This window comes from Methylobacterium sp. Leaf112, from assembly GCF_001423295.1.
Taxonomy (GTDB): domain Bacteria; phylum Pseudomonadota; class Alphaproteobacteria; order Rhizobiales; family Beijerinckiaceae; genus Methylobacterium.
The window spans coordinates 19,508-36,955 of sequence record NZ_LMNG01000011.1 but is presented as its reverse complement, the minus strand read 5'-3'; the positions used below and the strand labels follow the sequence as shown (position 1 = coordinate 36,955).

Genomic DNA, 17,448 nt, shown 5'->3' with positions numbered 1-17,448 from the left:
GGAGCCCGCCTTCACCCTGGCATTCCGGCGCGCACCACGCCAAAGTCTCCTCCATGCAAAGTCTTTTCCATGCATGACGCGGACCGCGTGGACATCACGCCCGAGATCCTGCTCAAGGCCTACGCGGCGGGCATCTTTCCCATGGCGGAGGATGCCGACGATCCGGCGATCTACTGGGTCGAGCCGAAGGCGCGGGGCATCCTGCCCCTCGACGGCTTTCACGTCGCCAAGCGCCTCGCCCGCACCGTGCGGTCGGATGCCTTCGAAGTCCGGGTCGACCACGATTTCGACGCGGTGATCGCCGGATGCGCCGCCCCGCGCCGGGATGCCGCGCGCACCTGGATCAACGCCCGCATCCGCGACCTCTACGGCGCGCTCTTCGACGCCGGCCACGCCCACACGGTGGAGGTCTATGCCGAGGGCCGCCTCGTCGGCGGACTCTACGGGGTCTCCCTCGGGGCGGCGTTCTTCGGCGAAAGCATGTTCCACACCGTGCGGGACGCCTCGAAAGTCGCCCTGGTCCACCTCGTCGCCCGCTTACGGACCGGGGGCTACCGCCTTGCCGACACCCAGTTCGTTACCGACCACCTGCTGCAGTTCGGCGCCGAGGAGGTGCCGCGCCACGTCTATAAGCGACGTCTCGCCGAGGCGATCACCGGCGACGCCGATTGGGATGTGTGGCCGCGCGGCGTGGTGGTCGACGGGCACACGGCGCTTGCGGCGATCGCGGCGCCCTAGTGGACGCGCGGTCCTAGCGGACGCGGGGTCCTGACGGGCGCGGGGCCGGTGACCGATACGGTGAGCCCGCCCGGTGCAACGCATCGGCGCTCATCGCGCCATGGCCGACGGACCCTTCTGCGCGGGCAGGGGAATCGCGGCCGCAGGCACGGACGGTGCGATCGCTGCCGGCGTCGGCGTCAGGGCGTCGAACGGAAGCCAGCCCTCGAACGGATCCGGCGCCGCCTCGCAGCGGTGCCAGCGCCAGATCTGGCGGGCGGCGTTCGGCGCGTACCAGCGTCCGGCCCGGCCCTCGGCGAGGACGATGCCGAGGGTGCGGTGCCTGAGCCAGACCCGGTCGACGTCCTGCGGGGCCGTGTTCATCCGGCGCCATTCTGGGGTGTGCTGCATGGTGGCTCTCCCGGAACGGATGCGGGGCCGGACGGATGTCCGGCCCCGCATGTGGAGGGTTCGAGGGGCGTCAGGCTGTGACGATGCGCGGGGCCTGGACGGTCTCGGGGGCGATCTGCGCCTGGGCCACGACCCGCTTGCGCCAGGGCTTCAGCACGGCGATGGCCAGCAGCGAGGCGAGGACGTTGGCGCCGGCGGCGACGAGGAACACCCCGTCCCAGCTTCCCGTGCTCTGCTGCAGGTAGTTGGCCACCGGCACCAGCAGGGCCGCCGTGCCCTTGGCGGTGTAGAGCAGGCCGGCATTGGTGGCGGCGAACTTGGTGCCGAAGGTGTCGGTGCAGGTCGAGGGGAACAGCGAGTAGATCTCACCCCAGGCGAAGAACACGAACCCCGAGAGCAGCACGAACCACAGGGGGTCGTGACCCCAGAGGTAGAGCATGTAGATGCCGAAGCCTTCCATGGCGAAGGCGATGAACATGGTGTTCTCGCGGCCGATCTTGTCCGACACCCAGCCGAAGAACGGGCGGGTCAGGCCGTTGAGCACCCGGTCGATGGTGGCCGCGAAGGTGATGGCCACCATGGTGATGCCCATGATCGTGACGGGCACCTTGTCGACGCCGATGTCGGCCGCGATGGGCTTGAGGTTGGCGGTGATCATCAGGCCGCCGGCACCCACGATGACGAACATGAAGTACATCAGCCAGAAGATCGGCTGGCGTGCGACCTCGCCCGGGGTGTAGTTGCGCCGGGTCTGGATGATGTTCGTGTTGGCGACGGCTTCGGGAACCTGGCCTTTCTTCGGCGAGGTGAAGAAGAACGCCAGCACCATGACGACGAGGCCCTGGCCGATGCCGAAGTTGAAGAACGCGGCCTGGAAGCCATGGTCGGCGATCATCCACTGGATCGGCGCGACGGTGAGGGCAGAGCCGGCGCCGAAGCCGGCGGCGATGATGCCGGCGGCCAGACCCCGCTTGTCCGGGAACCACTTCAGGGCCGAGCCGACGCAGGTGCCGTAGACGGCGCCTGCACCGATGCCGGCCACCACTTGGCCGAGGTAGAACATGTTCAGGGTCTCGGCGTAGGAGTTGATCACCCAGCCGATACCGCAGAGCAGGCCGCCGAACAGGACCACGACGCGCGGGCCGTACTTGTCGACGAACCAGCCCTCGACGGGGACGAGCCAGGTCTCGAACAGCACGAACAGGGTGAAGGCCCACTGGATCGCGGCGNACGACGCGCGGGCCGTACTTGTCGACGAACCAGCCCTCGACGGGGACGAGCCAGGTCTCGAACAGCACGAACAGGGTGAAGGCCCACTGGATCGCGGCGCGGTCGAAGCCGAACTTCTTCTGGATGTCGGGGACGAAGAACGTCCAGCCGTACTGGAGGTTGGCGATCATCACCATGCAGATGACGCCGATCACGAGCTGGCCCCAGCGATATCCATCGCCGACGCGTTCGACCTTACTTGGTTCTACCCTGGTCATGACGATCCTCCCGATTGATGTTCTGGTGATTTGGGGCTGCGCCGAGGACCCTGGGACGACCCTGGATCTTGGCCGCGCAGTCCGGACGCCTGTCCCGACGCCGTCTGGTATTTGGAATACCAGGGTTGCGCGACCGGTCGGCGCCGTCAAGAGTAGGCGCGACAAAATTCGATTTTGCGCCGCACCATGTCTTGCGACCACTGCGAATTACATCGCTACATCTATGTGCGGCTCGCAGGCCCCAGTAAAAAACGGTATTCGAGATGCGCCGAGCGCATGCCGTTTCGGATCCGGCGGACGCGCGCATTCCGGCCCGCGCCTTTGGCTGTCGAAACCGGAACGATGGTGCTGGTTTCATCCCCTGCTGCGAAAATATGTGGCTATCGGCACAGGTATTGTGCATACCAGTGGGGTCGAAGCAGCCCGGCGGAGGATTCGCGGCCGTGGATATCAGCGATTCGAACGGTCGCGGCGCGGCCCTCCAGTACATTTGCATGGACCGGACCGTGCGCGATGCCATGCGCCTCCTGGCGCGCCCCGGCACCGAGGCCCTTGTGGTGATCGACGGGCGGCGCGCGGCCGAGGGCGCCATCATCGGCCTCCTGACGGAACGGGACCTGTTCCGGGCGGTGACGACCCACGGTATCGATGTGTTCGACGCCCTGGTGTGGACCCTGGCGAAGACCGATTTCGCCACGGTGGCGGTGGGCGCCGGCCCGCAGGAGCGTCTCGCGGCGTTCTGCGCGCACCGCACCGATCAGGTCGCGGTGATGGACGGTTTCGCCCTGCGCGGTATCGAGACCATCTGGGATTGCCTCGCGGTCCCGCCCGACCGGACGAAAGGATGCGCCGCCCCATAGGCGAACCGCTTCTCCCGGGGCAGATCGTGTCGGCCGGGCAGGCCGTCTTCTCCAGTCGGCCGGTTTTCGTGCGGACCGCCAAGCTCTTCCGAAAGATTTCATGGCCTTGCCGCAGGGCCGAAGAAGTCTTGCGCTGCACCAATGACAGTCGCCAGCGTAAGACAACCGGTTTCGTGCAATCCGTGTTGACCCGACATCGGATTGAATACAAAACGATCGGGCGGATCACGGATCGGTGAGGCCGGACCGCGATCGAGACGGCACCGCCCCGAAGGGGGCCAGGGCACCATGCGGGCACGTCGGCCCGCTCCAAGGGGAACACCATGCGGTATCTCGCGATCCTCGAATGTCCCGTGATCTTCAGCGGCGAGAACCAGTACGGGATGACGAGCATGGACATGTGCCCGTCCGTGGGCATCACGCGCGGGCTCGTCAGCCGGCACGTGAAGGTTGTCGATGCACGGGTTATCGTCGTCAGCATCTGGGACAGCGAGTTCTGCGCCAAGCTGTTCTTCGATCCGGCCTGGTACGAGAAGGCCGGGATCCTGTGGGGCGACCTCTACCAGCTGCGCCTCGACGAAATCGAAGAGGCCCGCGTCGCCTGAACGCTCCGGGGTCGACGGTTTCAGGGAGTGGGACGCCCGATCGCCCATCGATGCCGGGCGCCGGGATGGCAGCGCCGCCCGGCGCCCTGCGTTCTTTCCTTACTGTCCCTACGATCGGCATGCCGTGTAAGCGCCATGCCCCTGGCACATATCGGAACCCCACCCGGGGTTAACGACCGGCCATGGTTGCACGTGGTAACGGTCCGACAGCCTATTCCTGTCGATACGGCGACGTGCGTTTGGTGCGATTTCAGTGTCGCGTCCATGATTGCGGTCGCGCAACGCGTGGTTTTCCATGTTGTCGCGGCGGCGGGACGGGTCGCCGCGATCGAAAGCCATTCCATGGACGTGACGACAACCAACGAACCGACCGATCTCGACGGATTGCGTGCCGTCCTCGATGCGGCGTGCGTCGTCGGGACCTGGGGTTGGGACCATGCCCGCGGCGTCGTCACCTACGACGAGGGCGCGGCGCGGTTGCTGACGGGCAAGCCCGAGCTCGCCGGGTGCGAGCTCAGCGGCCCCGGCGCCCTCGCCCTCGTCCATCCGGGCGACATGACCTGGCTCATGGAGCACATGCTCCGGGCCGTGCGCGCCGGCGGCGTGGTCCTGGCCGAGTACCGGGTGTTCCAGGCCGACGGCTCGGTCCGCTGGCTGCTCAGCCGAGGCCGGACCTACCACGATTCCGCAGGCCGGCCGGAGCGGTCGCACGGCATCCTCATCGACATCACAGAGATGCGCGACGGCGGCGAGCGCTACGTCCTCGGCACGGCCCCGACCCAGGCGGATTCCCTGGCGCAGGCGGCGGATCTCGCCATCTCGCTCAAGCACGCGCTGAAGTTCGATGCCCCGCCGGAGGTGGTCGAGGCCGCCAACCTGCTCCTGCTCAGCCTCGGCCGCGCCATCGCGCGGACGAACGACCGGTACTGGCAGTAGGTCTGCGCGGAATCCCGACCCTCAGTCGAGGTAGTCGCCGTAGATCTCGACGTGACGGGCGAGGCCGAGGCCATGCTCGCGCACGAGGCGCTCGGACAGGTCGGCGTCGCGGGCCTCCAGGGCCTGGATGATCGCAACGTGCTCCTTGATGGAGTTGGCGGCGCGGTCGCCCTGGCGCAGGGCCGCGTTGCGGATGCCGCGCACGTGCATCAGCAGGTTGCTGGTGATGTCCCGGATCACGTCGCACTGACCGAGCGAGATGATCTTCTGGTGGAAGCGGATGTTCGCGTCCGAATATTCGTCGAGATGATCCGACGGGCGACCCTCGTAGAATTCGGGGAAGTGCTCGCGCAGGCAGGCGAGCTGCTCGTCCGTCGCCCGGGTGCAGGCGAGGCGGGCGGCCATGCTCTCCAGGGCCGACCAGGCCTGAATCATCGCCACGATCTCACGCTTCGTCTTCTTGATCACGAACACGCCGCGCCGCGATTCGAAGCGCACGAAGCCCTCCTGCTCGAGTACCGTCAGCGCCTCGCGCACGGGGGTGCGACTGACCCCGAGGTTGAGGGACAGCTTGCGCTCGTCGAGGCGCACCTCCTCCTTCTGGTCGTAGATGTTCATGTTGGTGATGGCTTCTTTCAGCGCATCGTAGGCCAGCGCGCGCAAGCTCGACGTTGCGGCGATGGGTTTGACTTCGAACATGTCGGAACTGACCATCTTCGCCCCGGAAGGTGTGGAAGTGATGCCCTCGACCGGGCCGGCTCTGCCTCGACCATGCCAAATTTGGCCTTGTCAGACAAGGATTTGAGCGGAGGCGGGGCGCGCGATCCCAAGCCGAATCACGATCGCCGTCGCCCGGAACCGAATCGGTCGCCCGACCAGCCCCGCGGCGCGGCGATCACGCCCGGACGGCCGCCGAGCCCTTCGGACTACCGGCGACCCGACCGCCAGGCAAGGTTCGCGACCCGCGTTGCTTGACGACTGGTATTTGGTATGCCAACGTTTGTGAACTGGCAAACAGCAACGCCGCAATCCGTCGCGCCAGACGCTTTCCACACCCGACGCCGACGCCATCGGTGTCCCGATCCCGTCCCTCGCCGCGTCGCCGGCGCGGTGTGCGGGCTCGCGTGACCGCGGCCGGACCCGTCCGTCCGGTCGCCGGAAGACGAACCCAAGAACAACTCCAGGAGGAAACCATGTCCGCCTTAGCCCAGCGCATCGTCGAGGATCACGCCGCCGTCGAGCCCGAGATCACGGACGGGTTCCACCTCGTCATCGACGCCCTGAAGCTCAACGACATCAACACCATCTACGGTGTGCCGGGCATCCCGATCACCGATCTCGGCCGCCTCGCTCAGGCCGCCGGCATGCGGGTCATCTCGTTCCGCCACGAGCAGCACGCGGGCAACGCCGCCGCCATCGCGGGCTTCCTCACGCAGAAGCCCGGCATCTGCCTCACGGTCTCGGCCCCCGGCTTCCTCAACGGCCTGACGGCGCTGGCCAACGCCACCACCAATTGCTTCCCGATGATCCTGATCTCGGGCTCGTCCGAGCGCGAGATCGTCGACCTGCAACAGGGCGATTACGAGGAGATGGACCAGCTCGCCATCGCCAAGCCCCTGTGCAAGGCCGCCTTCCGCGTGCTGCACGCCGCCGATATCGGCATCGCGGTCGCGCGCGCCATCCGGGCCGCCGTGTCCGGCCGGCCCGGCGGCGTCTACCTCGACCTTCCGGCCAAGCTCTTCAGCCAGACCATGGACGCGGAGGCCGGCGCCAAGTCCCTCGTCAAGGTCATCGACCCGGCCCCGGCGCAGCTGCCCGCCCCCGACGCCATCAAGCGCGCCCTCGACGTGCTCAGACAAGCCAAGCGCCCCCTCATCGTGCTCGGCAAGGGCGCCGCCTACGCGCAGGCCGACGACGCGATCCGCGACCTCGTCGAGCGCAGCGGCATTCCCTACGTGCCCATGAGCATGGCCAAGGGCCTGCTCCCCGACACCCACGCCCAGTCGGCGGGCGCGGCGCGCTCCCTCGTCCTGAAGGAGGCCGACGTCGTCCTTCTCGTCGGCGCGCGGCTCAACTGGCTGCTGTCCCACGGCAAGGGCAAGACCTGGGGGGCTCCCGGCTCGAAGAAGTTCATCCAGATCGACATCGAGCCCCGGGAAATGGATTCCAACGTCGAGATCGTCGCGCCCGTGGTCGGCGACATCGCCTCCTGCGTCGCCGCCCTCCTGGACGGCATGGGCCAGGGCTGGGCGGCCCCGCCCGCCGCCTGGACCGACGCCATCGCGGCCAAGCGCGACGAAAACCTCGCCAAGATGGCGGGCAAGCTGCGCAAGAACGCGGCGCCGATGGATTTTCACGGAGCCTTGGGTGCGCTCAAGACCATCATCCAGCAGCGGCCCGATGCGATCCTGGTCAACGAGGGCGCCAACACCCTCGATCTCGCCCGCGGGATCATCGACATGCACAAGCCGCGCAAGCGCCTCGATGTCGGCACCTGGGGCATCATGGGCATCGGCATGGGCTACGCCATCGCGGCGGCCGTCGAGACCGGCCACCCGGTGCTGGCGGTGGAGGGCGACTCGGCCTTCGGCTTCTCCGGCATGGAGGTCGAGACCATCTGCCGGTACAACCTGCCGATCTGCATCGTGGTGTTCAACAACAACGGCATCTATCGCGGCACCGACATCGACCCGACGGGTCGCGATCCGGCCACCACGGTCTTCGTGGCGGATTCGCGCTACGACCGGATGATGGAGGCCTTCGGGGGCGTCGGTGTCCACGCGACGACGCCGGACGAGCTGTCCCAGGCCGTCAACGCCGCCATGGATTCCGGCCGTCCGACCCTCATCAACGCGGTCATCGACCCGGCCGCCGGCACCGAGAGCGGCAACATCGGCAGCCTCAACCCGCAGAGCACGGTCCGCAAGAAGCCGGCCTGATCCGCTCGGCGTGAGCCTTCGCGTTTCGACGTGAAGCGCGACGCGCTCCCTCTCTTGGAAGGAGAGGGTTGGGGTAGGTGTGGGACCTTTTCGGAGAGTTCGCACACCTCACCCTGTCCCTCTCCTTTCAGCAGAGCGGACGCGAGTCACCCGTAGGCTGTGTGAGGGCCGTCCCCTCGGATTGATCGGCCCTCCGCGATCAAGCGACCCGAGTCGATGGATCAGCGTCCGGCGTCATGTCGCCTCAATCACCCGGTGAGACCATGAAAGCGCTCGAAAACGTAAAAATCCTCGACTTCACCCATGTCCAGTCGGGGCCGACCTGCACGCAGTTGCTGGCCTGGTTCGGCGCGGACGTGATCAAGGTGGAGCGGCCCGGAGCCGGGGATGCGACGCGCGATCAGCTTCAGGATCTGCCCGACGTGGACAGCCTGTACTTCACCATGCTGAACCACAACAAGCGCTCCATCACTCTCGACACCAAGACGCCCGAGGGCGTCGAGGTGCTGTGGCGGCTGGTGGCCGAGTGCGACGTGTTGGTGGAGAACTTCGCGCCGGGCGCGCTCGCTCGCATGGGCCTGACCTGGGAGACGATCCACGCCGCCAACCCGCGCATGATTCTCGCCTCCGTGAAGGGGTTCGGGCCGGGGTCTTACTCGGAGTGCAAGGTCTACGAGAACGTCGCCCAGTGCGTCGGCGGCGCGGCTTCGACCACGGGGTTCCGCACGGGGACGCCCATGGTGACGGGGGCGCAGATCGGCGATTCCGGCACGGGCCTGCATCTGGCGCTGGGCATCGTCACCGCCCTGTACCAGCGCACCCATTCGGGCCTCGGCCAGCGGGTGGACTGCGCCATGCAGGATTCGGTGCTCAACCTGTGCCGGGTCAAGCTGCGCGATCAGCAGCGCCTCGAGCGCGGGCCCCTGCGGGAATACAGTCAGTTCGGGGAGGGCATCCCGTTCGGCGATGCCGTGCCGCGGGCCGGCAACGATTCCGGGGGCGGCCAGCCGGGGCGCATCCTGAAGTGCAAGGGTTGGGAGACCGATCCCAACGCGTACCTCTACTTCATCACGCAGGGGCCGGTCTGGGAAAAGATCTGCGACGTCATCGGCGAACCGGACTGGAAGACCCACCCGGACTACGCGACGGCCAAGGCCCGCTTGCCGCACCTGAACGAGATCTTCACCCGCATCGAGGCCTGGACCATGGCCAAGACCAAGTTCGAGGCCATGGAGATCCTCAACGCCCTGCACATCCCGTGCGGGCCGATCCTCTCCATGAAGGAGATCGCGGAGGATCCGGGCCTGCGCGCCGCCGGCACCGTGGTGGAGGTCGATCACCCGACGCGGGGGCCGTACCTCACCGTCGGCAATCCCATCAAGCTCTCGGCGAGTCCGACGGAGGTGACGCGCTCGCCGCTTCTGGGCGAGCACACGGACGAGATTCTTCGCGATGTGCTGGGCTACTCGACCGCCGAATGCCTCGCCCTGTCGCGATCCGGCGCCATCGGCGCCCCCGTGGGGATCGCCGCCGAGTAGGGCTTCGTGTCGTCTGAGTTTTCAGGCGATCCCGGCGAAACGGCCGGCGGTGGTGGCTGCGGCGGCGTGATCGGCGGTGCTGCGGGTGCCGGTCTCGGGCGACAGGCGATCGGCGGCCTTGACGACGAGGAGAACCTGAAGGGCGATGAGGCTGACGGTCGAGATGATGACGGTGGTGAGCATGGCGGGTCCCCTCGGGTGATGTTGCAGCGCTTCTATGCCATGGTGCAGCGCAAATTGGTATATCACATTTCTAACACCAGCATTGTCCGGTGAGCATGGCTTGAGCCCGGAGGTCGTTCCGGTCCGGGCGGGGCGCAGGCCTTCCGGTGGGCGAGGCCCCGATCCCGCTGGCGAACAGTCCGGTCCGATGACGGTTTCTCGCTGGGCCCGGGCCATGACGCGACCCGACCCTGACGGCGCAGCGGTTCGATGGTTCGCCCGGTCGGGACCGGCCGCATGACGCCTCGGCACGCGGCGTGATAGGGGCCGGACGCGGGCGCAGCGTCTTGCGAGCGCCCGAGCTATCGTCCGAGCGGAGTGACGGGATGACCTCCAGAATGGTGCGGCGCACGCGGATGGCTGGGTTTGGAGCCCGGGTTCCTGTCTGCCTCGTCCTGCTGCTGGCCGGCCTCGCGGTCCCGGCGGACGAAGCGCGGGCGGATTCCAACGAATGCCGGCGGGTTCCGGCGCTCTCCGAAGGTCCGGCCCCGGCCCTCGGGCGCATCACCGCCGCGGGCCGGACCGCTTTCCTCAAGGACGGGCTGGCTCAGGACGGCTGTCCCGAGGCGGGGGCGGCCTGCCGCGAGCGGGCCTATCTGGTGGCCGGCGACGGCGTGATCCTGACGGATCGGCGCGGGTCCCATGTCTGCGCCACCTACCCGGGTGCCCGGGACGGGGTCGACCGGACCGGGTGGCTGCCCGCCGCGGCCGTCGCCGACGAACCCGCAGGTGCCCTCACCCCGGAGGGCTGGTTCGGCACCTGGACGCGGGCGGAGGCCGAGATCCGCCTCGCGGCCGGCGTCAAACCCGGGACCGTCGCGGTGAAGGGCGACGCCACCTGGGGCATGGGCGACCCCGAGCGGATGCGGCGCGGCGGCGTCCATACCGGCGAGATCGAGGGCGAGGTCACCCCGGCGGGCGACGCCGCGCGCTTCGCCATGGGCGAGGGCGGCAGCGTGCCGGTGGAGACGGCCGACGCGTACACCTGCAAGGTGTGGCTGCGGCGCCTCGGCCCCTGGCTCGTCGTCGACGACAACCTCGCCTGCGGCGGCGCCAACGTCACCTTCCGGGGCGTCTACCGGCGGCGGCCGTGATTCTTCGGGGTCTCCCAGCCGCGCTGTTCGGCATTCTCCTGGCGATCGGTCCGGGGGCTTGCGCACCCGAGCGCCCGCCCACGGTTCCGGAGATCGAGGCGTTCCTCGGCGTCGCCCTGCCGCCCGGCCACCGCGACCTCCACGCGGTGAACGAGGCGGGGATCGACCGGCTGATGCGCCTCGGCTTCGACGCGCCGGCGGCGGAGGCGGACGCCGTCGCGGCCCGGCTCGTGCCCGACGGTCTCGCGCCCGGTCTCGATCGAGGCCTGCTCATCCTGGGGACGGGCCTCCCGGGATGGCCCGCCGCCTGGCCGGAGGGCAGTGCCGGCGGCGAGACCCTGATCCCGGGCCGGCGCAGCCGGAAAGTCGTCGTCGGCCCCGCGGGCCCGGGGCGGCGCCGGGTCTGGGTCGCGGTGTTCACCCTGTGAGACCCGATCGCCTGCGTCTTGCGATTCTCGTTCCGCTCCTGCTGGCGCCCGGGCGGAGAACTTCGCCGATGGCGGCCATGCGCGGTACGTCGTCGGGTGCCGAAATGTGAAGAGGGCGCCGGGCGGCTTCCGCCCCGATGCCGCCTGTCCCTCCGTCGCCGATGCCGCGCGGCCGGGGCGTTTCGCTCCGCCGGACGATGCGGACCGCGTCTTCCTGCTCGAACGGCGGCCGCGCGGATTGCGCCGGGCGGCCGTGACCGCCGGGCGCATCAGGCCGGTGGCGTCCGGAGGACGAGGCCGACCACCACCAGGGCGCCGAGTACCAGCATCGGGATCGAGTAGTACTGCATCGGTATCCAGAACAGGGTGTGCTTTCGGACCAGCAGGACGCGCTGCCCCGTGCGTGCGTCGATCATCTCCCGGCCGGGCCGGCCGTTGAGGCGCTTGCCCAGGACCCAGTTCGCGCTCGCTCCGACCAGCCACGCCAGCACGAGGCCGGTGGGCGCGGGGATGCCGACCCTGGGCAACTGGAGATCGAGAAGCACGCCGCCCGCGAAGGCGATAGCGGCGATGAGGGCGCTGAGGACGCCCCAGCCGGACCAGATGATCATCGGTGTCTTCTCCACGCGGGACTGCGCGCGGCGCGGCCCCCGGCCGCTCGCCCTTCGATCCCCGCGCCCCCCTCTTGAGGCGTGCAGAGACGGTTTCGCCCGATCGATCCCGAAAAGTCGAGGGCCTCGATCGGGCCGATGCCCCGTTGCGGGGCACGATGCCCCGTGGCGGTGCCCGATGCCCCGTTGCGGGGCCCGATCCCTCCCGCTGGACGGAAAGCCGAGGATCAGCGCCGGGCGAGGCTGGCCGGGCCGGTGACCGAGGGGGAGGGGGCGGCCGAGTTCGTGGCTTCCTTGTAGATCGGCACGATGACGCGCAGCCAGCCGCGGGTCTCCCGCCCGCCGTAATAGCGCTCGACCACGTCCTGCGTGACGTAGGCCTGCAGGTTCACGGGCCCAAAATTGTACCCGACGAGCCCGCCCACCGCGATCTGGCCCTGACGCCGATAGCCGGGAAAGCGCGTCGGCAGGTCGGACGAGCCGAAGGCCACGGGGCCGATCTCCCACTTGCCGAACTTCTTCGTCGCCGTGAGATCGAGGTTGAGATAGTCCGGATAGACCCCGCCCTGGGGCGAGATCGGGTCGAGATAGATGCCATAGAGCAGGTTCGCCGTGAGATTCCAGCCGTCGCCCGAATAGGTCGCGGCGAAGCGGTGGCTCAGCGAGGCGTTCTGGATCACGAACCGGGTCTCGACGGGGTGGTAGCCGCCGAACAGGTAGCTGACGCCGAAATTGTCGGAGAGCTTCCAGGCGAGCTGGGCGGCCATCAGCGGCACGCCGATGCCGCTTTGGTAGGGCGCGCCGCGCGCGCTCGCCGCCACCACGGGCTGGATCACCGCGAGGTTCAGCCGGGCGCCGAACAGGCTCCAGGGCGTCGCCCATAGGAAAGTCGGCAGGTTGATGTTGGATTCGGAACCGACGGGGCGCGTATCCCGCACGCCGAAGCTCGAGGTGTTCACGAAGTAGAGGCCGACGGGCAACTGCGCCCCGACGGGAAGGCCGACGGTCTGGCCGGGCTGCGCCGCGGATGCGGCCTCGGCGGCGCCGGAACCGAGACCGAGGACGCCCGCGACGAGCGCCGCGCTGCCGGACCGTGCCGTCCGTCGCAGATGGGCCGTTCCGAGCCGGCGGGCGGCCTTGCGGATTCTGCCGATCATTCGTCGCCTCTTCGGGGCCGTCCGCGGCACGGAATGCGCCGCGGCCGAACGAGCCCTCGGTAGAGTTGACGGGCCGACCGCCGTGTTTCGTCCGGTCCGCCCACGCGTCGAGCGCCCCCTGTCGCCCGGATGTCACAGATCGCTCCGGGCGCCGATCGACCGTCCCGCGGTCGCGCCCGGGTCAGGCGGTCCGTACGGTGCCGAGGAAGCGGGCCACCTCGGCGTCGAGGTGTTCGGACTGGCGCGAGAGTTCGGAGGCCGCCGACAGAACCTGGCTCGCCGCCGCCCCGGTCTCCTCGGAGGCGCGCGCCACGCCGGCGATGTTGTGCGTGACCTCGCTCGTGCCCGTGGAGGCCTGGGCGACGTTGCGCACGATCTCCTGCGTCGCGGCACCCTGTTCCTCGACGGCGGCCGCGATGGAGGCGGCGACCTCGTTGATCTCGCGGATGCGCGTGGTGATGGAGCCGATGGCCGCCACCGCCTGGCCCGTCACCCCCTGGATCTGGGTGATCTGGCTGCCGATCTCCTCCGTGGCCCGCGCGGTCTGGGAGGCGAGCTCCTTCACCTCCGTGGCGACGACGGCGAAGCCCCGCCCGGCCTCGCCGGCGCGGGCCGCCTCGATGGTGGCGTTGAGGGCGAGCAGGTTGGTCTGGCTCGCGATGTTGGCGATCAACCCGACCATGTCGCCGATCCGGGCCGAGGCCTGGCTCAGGGCCTGGACGAGCTGCATGGTCTGGTCCGCTTCGCCCACCGCCATCTGGGCGAGGCCGGAGGAGCCGGAGACCTGGCGCCCGATCTCCTGCACCGAGGAGCCGAGCTCCTCGGCGGCGGCCGCCACGGTCTGGACGTTGGCGGCGGCCTCGCCGGCCGCGACCGCGACCGTCGTCGATTGGTTCGCCGTCTCCGACGCCGTGACGGTCATGGTCTGGGCCGTCGCCTGAAGCTCGGTGGCCGAGGACGAGACCATCCCGACGATGCCCCCGACGGCGTGCTCGAAGGCGTCGGCCATCTGGCGCATGCCGGCCTTGCGCTGCGCCTCGGCATCGAGGCGTGCCTGCGCGGTCTCGGCTTCCAGGGCGCGGGCGCGGAGCATGTTGTCCTTGAAGACCTGCACGGCGCCCGCCATGGCGCCGATCTCGTCGCGCCGCCCGACGGCCGGGATCTCCGTCGCGGCGTCGCCACCGGCGAGCCGACCCATCGCGGCCGTCATGCGGCCGAGGGGGCGGCTGATCGACAGGACCAGCATCACCACGGCGCCGAGGGCGAGGATCGCCGCGCCGACGAGGAAGCCGAGCATCTGCGTCCGCGCGGTCTCGTAGGCGGTCTGGGCCTCGACGCCGCTCGCGGCCGCCGCCGACATCTCGGACTCGACGAGCTTGTTCAGGGTGGCGACGATGGCCCGGATGGCGTCGGACAGGGTGGAATTGTACTGCTCCTGCGCGGCTTCGACGTCGCCGCGCTCTGCGAGGCGGAACCCTTCGGTCTGCTGCGCGAGATAGGCCGCCCATTGGCGCTCGAAGCTCGCGTACAGGTCGCGCGTCGCCGGGGCCTGGATCAGGCCAGCATAGCGCGACCGGACGCCGTCGAGTTCGGCCAGGCGCTGCTGGATCGCGCTCAGGGCCTCGGTCTTCTGCTGCGCCGTGCGCGCCGAGAGCACGCGATTGCCGTTGACGCGGATCCGCAGGGTCGCGGCCTGGATTCCGCCGAGCGCCTGTGTTGCCGGAAGCCGCGTCGCCCGCATCTCCGTCGCCGCCCGGTTGATGGTCTCGATCTGGAAGTAGGCCAAGCCCGCCAGGGCGCAGATCAGCGCAAGCATGACGGAGAAGCAGGCAATCAATTTGCCCCGTATCGACGTAAGAATGGTCACTGACATAACTCTTTGATGTTGAAAGCGGATTTTAGCGGCCGACCCCTTGTACCGGGGAGAGACGAAAGCAGGGTTAACGGGTGATGCCCCGACCAAACGTTTCCGAACGTGATCGACACCCGTACTTCGCGGTGCGCAGGGCTATACAATGCGAAATTCATCATCTTTCTGGTATTCGCAATCAATCGAAAACTTTCACCTTCTCGACCGCATTTCGGATCACGAACATATTCGTTGCGCATACCACAGCCGTGGATTGGTGCGCGGAGTCTAACCCAGGTGATTTCGGACCATCATGGCTTTCCATAGCCTTATGGGGCTGGAGATCATCCAGTCGATCTCGTCGGTTCTTGATGTTCCCCCGATCACAGCCGACGAGGTCGTCCGTCTGGAATACAGGTATCGCGATGCCGGGCATGTCTTCCGCACCGACGATGTATTGGACCACTGGCGGAAGACGTGACGTGCAGGGTCGGGGCGGCCATCGCCCAGGATCGGTCCCGTGCGAGAAGCCCTCATCTCACATCTGAGGGATCTGGAGCTTCGCGCACGGCGTGAATGCATCGAACAGGATGTCATTCACGTGGTCGCTTCGGGTCGTAACGTCCTGGGGGATCGACACGAGATCACCTCGGCGAACACGGTAATCCGATAGACATCCATCGGATCGATCGCGCGGAAGGCTGGGTCGCCGCGCGCTCGATCGCGGGGAAAACCGCGAACTCAGCGGGCATCACGGCAATCGCGACCGTGCGATGAGAGCGCGTGACGGCTGTGCCAGTCCGCGCGCCGTACGAATCGCTTCGGTGCTGTCACCCGAACGCAGACCTGTCCGTGCGGCTTGGTGAGGTCCGGCGGCTTGGCGAAGTCCGGCGGCTTGGCGAAGTCCGGCGGCTTGGCGAAGTCCGGCGGCTTGGCGAAGTCCGGCGGCTTGGCGAAGTCCGTGCGTTCAGGCCAGCCAGGGGCGATACGCATGGGTTCCGCGATCGCGCGGTGGACGGGACTTCCACGAGCGAAGCGCCGACCGCATCGGCGAGGACGAAACCGCAGAGCAATGAACCGATCCCCTCGCGCGCGAATGGCGCGGTTCTGCCGGGAATCGCAGCGGAAGCCCACAGGTAGGCCTGGTCGCGATGGGACAAGTCGGCTCCATCCGCATCCGGCGCGAGGCCGCGCGGTGTGTGCAGGTGGGCGCGCGGAAGCGGACCTGGGGTCGAGGCGCGGGCGGGATCACGGCGGCCAAACCGTATGGATCGTATCCGAAAGGGCGGAACTTCTAACGTAAAGTGGTGTGAGCCGATCACACATAGGTTAGATGCGACATCGTGTTCGGTTTGGCACCCGGATCTCACCCGGGAACGAAGGACCGGACGATGACCCATCCGCTTATCGTCAAGCTGGAACAGTTCGAGCACTTGGACGACGAAGAGCGCCGTGCGCTTCTTGCTCTGACCGACGGGCGAATGCTTCACTACGAGCCCAGGTCGGACATCATCCGCGAGGGTGAAGACCCACGGGTCGTGCGCCTGGTCCTTTCGGGTTGGGCCTGCCGCTATAAGCAGCTTCCGGATGGCTGCCGCCAGATCGTGGCTTTCTTTCTGCCCGGCGACCTGTGTGACCACAACGTCTTCGTGCTGTCCGAGATGGACCACTCGATCGGCACGCTCACCGCCGTGACGCTGATCGAGATCGCGCCGGCGGCGTTCGAGGCCATGATGTCCGCACGCCGCAGGTGACGCGGGCCTTATGGAGGGAATCGCTGGTGAATGCGGGGACCCAGCGGGAATGGATCCTCAACCTCGGCGGACGCGACGCCCTGGAGCGGCTGGCCCATCTATTCTGCGAATTGTTCCATCGCCTGCGCGGCATCGGGCAGACGCAGGACGCCAGCTACGACATGCCCCTGACTCAATCGGACCTCGCCGAGGTCACCGGCCTGACACCCGTGCACGTCAACCGGACCTTGCAGACGTTGCGACAGCGCGGACTCCTGACGCTGAAAGGGCGCCGGTTGCCCATCCTCAATCGGCCGGGACTGGAGCGGTTGGCGTTGTTCAATCCCAACTACCTGCACCTTGAACGGGTCGGTGCGCGCCAGGACGCGTGAGACGCCGGGACCGCCGCCAGATCATGCGATCCGGACGACGATGCTTCGAATGGTGAAACTCGACACTCTCAATACCAGCGCTTCCCAGTTCTCATGCTTGGATGTCGTGGTCGAATCGTGTCATGTTGCATCGCTCATTGGAACTTCGCGTAGACTTGGATATCCAAGACGACGATACCGGTACGGTCTGTGAGGACATTCGCCGCAATCCGTCTGGCCGCCCATAATCGCTTCCCGTCGATCGCGCACGACGAAATTCCGCGCGACGGCGACCGCCGGACGATCGCCGTGCTGGTGACCGACGAGGATGGGTGGCCAATCCACGGAGCGACGTTGAAGTACGCCGGGTTGTGGTTGTCGCGATGACCGCGCGGCACCGTTTCAAGGGCGCGGGCGATCTCACGGGTCCGGCGCCCGGCCGCTGGTCCCGCGTGATTTCCCCGCGGGAGACCGGACGGCGTCGATCGAC

18 protein-coding genes and 2 pseudogenes are annotated in these 17,448 nt (G+C 68.1%); 11 read left to right on the top strand and 9 right to left on the bottom strand.

The window, feature by feature from the left end:
• Positions 1–69 precede the first annotated feature (69 nt).
• Positions 70–738, top strand: coding sequence for a leucyl/phenylalanyl-tRNA--protein transferase (gene aat / locus ASF52_RS06485; protein WP_056169488.1), 669 nt, complete (start codon positions 70–72; stop codon positions 736–738).
• A gap of 90 nt (positions 739–828) precedes the next feature.
• Here the strand turns inward: aat and ASF52_RS06480 are convergent, their stop codons facing one another.
• The 3 genes and pseudogenes from ASF52_RS06480 to ASF52_RS23140 form a co-directional block, all read right to left on the bottom strand.
• Entirely contained in the window at positions 829–1,128 is a 300-nt protein-coding gene (locus tag ASF52_RS06480; RefSeq protein WP_156368944.1) for a hypothetical protein, read from the bottom strand.
• A 70-nt stretch (positions 1,129–1,198) separates the two neighbouring features.
• Positions 1,199–2,357, bottom strand: a pseudogene (oxlT, locus tag ASF52_RS06475) (oxalate/formate MFS antiporter); the annotation flags it as partial.
• Between the two features lie 99 nt (positions 2,358–2,456).
• A pseudogene (locus ASF52_RS23140) lies at positions 2,457–2,615 on the bottom strand (oxalate/formate MFS antiporter); the annotation flags it as partial.
• Between the two features lie 443 nt (positions 2,616–3,058).
• On the opposite strand from ASF52_RS23140, the gene ASF52_RS06470 reads away from it, so the two are divergent.
• The 3 genes from ASF52_RS06470 (at position 3,059) to ASF52_RS06460 (ending at position 5,016) form a co-directional block, all read left to right on the top strand.
• Positions 3,059–3,475: a CBS domain-containing protein gene (locus ASF52_RS06470; protein ID WP_244473726.1), complete on the top strand. Its 417-nt coding sequence runs from the start codon at positions 3,059–3,061 to the stop codon at positions 3,473–3,475.
• 323 nt (positions 3,476–3,798) lie between these two features.
• Complete coding sequence (locus tag ASF52_RS06465; protein ID WP_056169483.1) at positions 3,799–4,080, top strand: hypothetical protein; 282 nt, start codon at positions 3,799–3,801, stop codon at positions 4,078–4,080.
• 342 nt (positions 4,081–4,422) lie between these two features.
• Entirely contained in the window at positions 4,423–5,016 is a 594-nt protein-coding gene (locus ASF52_RS06460; protein ID WP_056169480.1) for a PAS domain-containing protein, read from the top strand.
• 21 nt (positions 5,017–5,037) lie between these two features.
• On the opposite strand, the gene ASF52_RS06455 is transcribed toward ASF52_RS06460, so the two are convergent.
• Entirely contained in the window at positions 5,038–5,715 is a 678-nt protein-coding gene (locus ASF52_RS06455) for a GntR family transcriptional regulator (RefSeq protein ID WP_443136659.1), read from the bottom strand.
• Between the two features lie 494 nt (positions 5,716–6,209).
• Between ASF52_RS06455 and oxc the strand changes: the two genes are divergently transcribed.
• Positions 6,210–7,955, top strand: a complete 1,746-nt coding sequence (oxc, locus tag ASF52_RS06450; protein ID WP_056169474.1) for an oxalyl-CoA decarboxylase — start codon at positions 6,210–6,212, stop codon at positions 7,953–7,955.
• Between the two features lie 263 nt (positions 7,956–8,218).
• A complete protein-coding gene (frc, locus tag ASF52_RS06445) occupies positions 8,219–9,493 on the top strand; it encodes a formyl-CoA transferase (RefSeq protein WP_056169472.1) in 1,275 nt (424 codons plus the stop codon).
• A gap of 21 nt (positions 9,494–9,514) precedes the next feature.
• Here frc and ASF52_RS22465 read toward each other — a convergent pair whose 3' ends face one another.
• Positions 9,515–9,676: a hypothetical protein gene (locus ASF52_RS22465; protein WP_156368987.1), complete on the bottom strand. Its 162-nt coding sequence runs from the start codon at positions 9,674–9,676 to the stop codon at positions 9,515–9,517.
• A gap of 365 nt (positions 9,677–10,041) precedes the next feature.
• Between ASF52_RS22465 and ASF52_RS06440 the strand changes: the two genes are divergently transcribed.
• Both ASF52_RS06440 and ASF52_RS06435 read left to right on the top strand, forming a co-directional pair.
• On the top strand, positions 10,042–10,809 hold the full coding sequence (locus ASF52_RS06440; RefSeq protein WP_244473725.1) for a hypothetical protein: 768 nt from the start codon (positions 10,042–10,044) through the stop codon (positions 10,807–10,809).
• Complete coding sequence (locus tag ASF52_RS06435; protein ID WP_056169469.1) at positions 10,806–11,237, top strand: hypothetical protein; 432 nt, start codon at positions 10,806–10,808, stop codon at positions 11,235–11,237. The genes ASF52_RS06440 and ASF52_RS06435 overlap by 4 nt, the downstream gene beginning before the upstream one ends.
• 269 nt (positions 11,238–11,506) lie before the next feature.
• Here the strand turns inward: ASF52_RS06435 and ASF52_RS06430 are convergent, their stop codons facing one another.
• From ASF52_RS06430 to ASF52_RS06415, 4 genes are all read right to left on the bottom strand, one after another.
• Entirely contained in the window at positions 11,507–11,848 is a 342-nt protein-coding gene (locus ASF52_RS06430; RefSeq protein ID WP_056169465.1) for a hypothetical protein, read from the bottom strand.
• A 227-nt stretch (positions 11,849–12,075) separates the two neighbouring features.
• Entirely contained in the window at positions 12,076–13,005 is a 930-nt protein-coding gene (locus ASF52_RS06425) for a transporter (protein WP_082515218.1), read from the bottom strand.
• A gap of 181 nt (positions 13,006–13,186) precedes the next feature.
• Positions 13,187–14,878 (bottom strand): methyl-accepting chemotaxis protein, encoded by a 1,692-nt coding sequence (locus ASF52_RS06420; RefSeq protein ID WP_056169458.1) that lies wholly within the window; start codon positions 14,876–14,878, stop codon positions 13,187–13,189.
• A gap of 717 nt (positions 14,879–15,595) precedes the next feature.
• Entirely contained in the window at positions 15,596–15,847 is a 252-nt protein-coding gene (locus ASF52_RS06415) for a hypothetical protein (protein ID WP_056169455.1), read from the bottom strand.
• A gap of 398 nt (positions 15,848–16,245) precedes the next feature.
• Here ASF52_RS06415 and ASF52_RS23605 point away from each other — a divergent pair, with 398 nt between their 5' ends.
• The 3 genes from ASF52_RS23605 to ASF52_RS22460 all read left to right on the top strand — a co-directional run bounded on the left by ASF52_RS23605 (position 16,246) and on the right by ASF52_RS22460 (position 17,345).
• On the top strand, positions 16,246–16,608 hold the full coding sequence (locus ASF52_RS23605; protein WP_338011704.1) for a Crp/Fnr family transcriptional regulator: 363 nt from the start codon (positions 16,246–16,248) through the stop codon (positions 16,606–16,608).
• 26 nt (positions 16,609–16,634) lie between these two features.
• Positions 16,635–16,979 carry a Crp/Fnr family transcriptional regulator gene (locus ASF52_RS23600; RefSeq protein ID WP_338011703.1) on the top strand — a complete coding sequence of 115 codons (345 nt, stop codon included), beginning with the start codon at positions 16,635–16,637 and terminating at the stop codon, positions 16,977–16,979.
• Positions 16,980–17,168: 189 nt separating this feature from the next.
• Positions 17,169–17,345 carry a DUF6894 family protein gene (locus tag ASF52_RS22460; protein WP_156629986.1) on the top strand — a complete coding sequence of 59 codons (177 nt, stop codon included), beginning with the start codon at positions 17,169–17,171 and terminating at the stop codon, positions 17,343–17,345.
• The last annotated feature ends 103 nt before the right edge of the window (positions 17,346–17,448 follow it).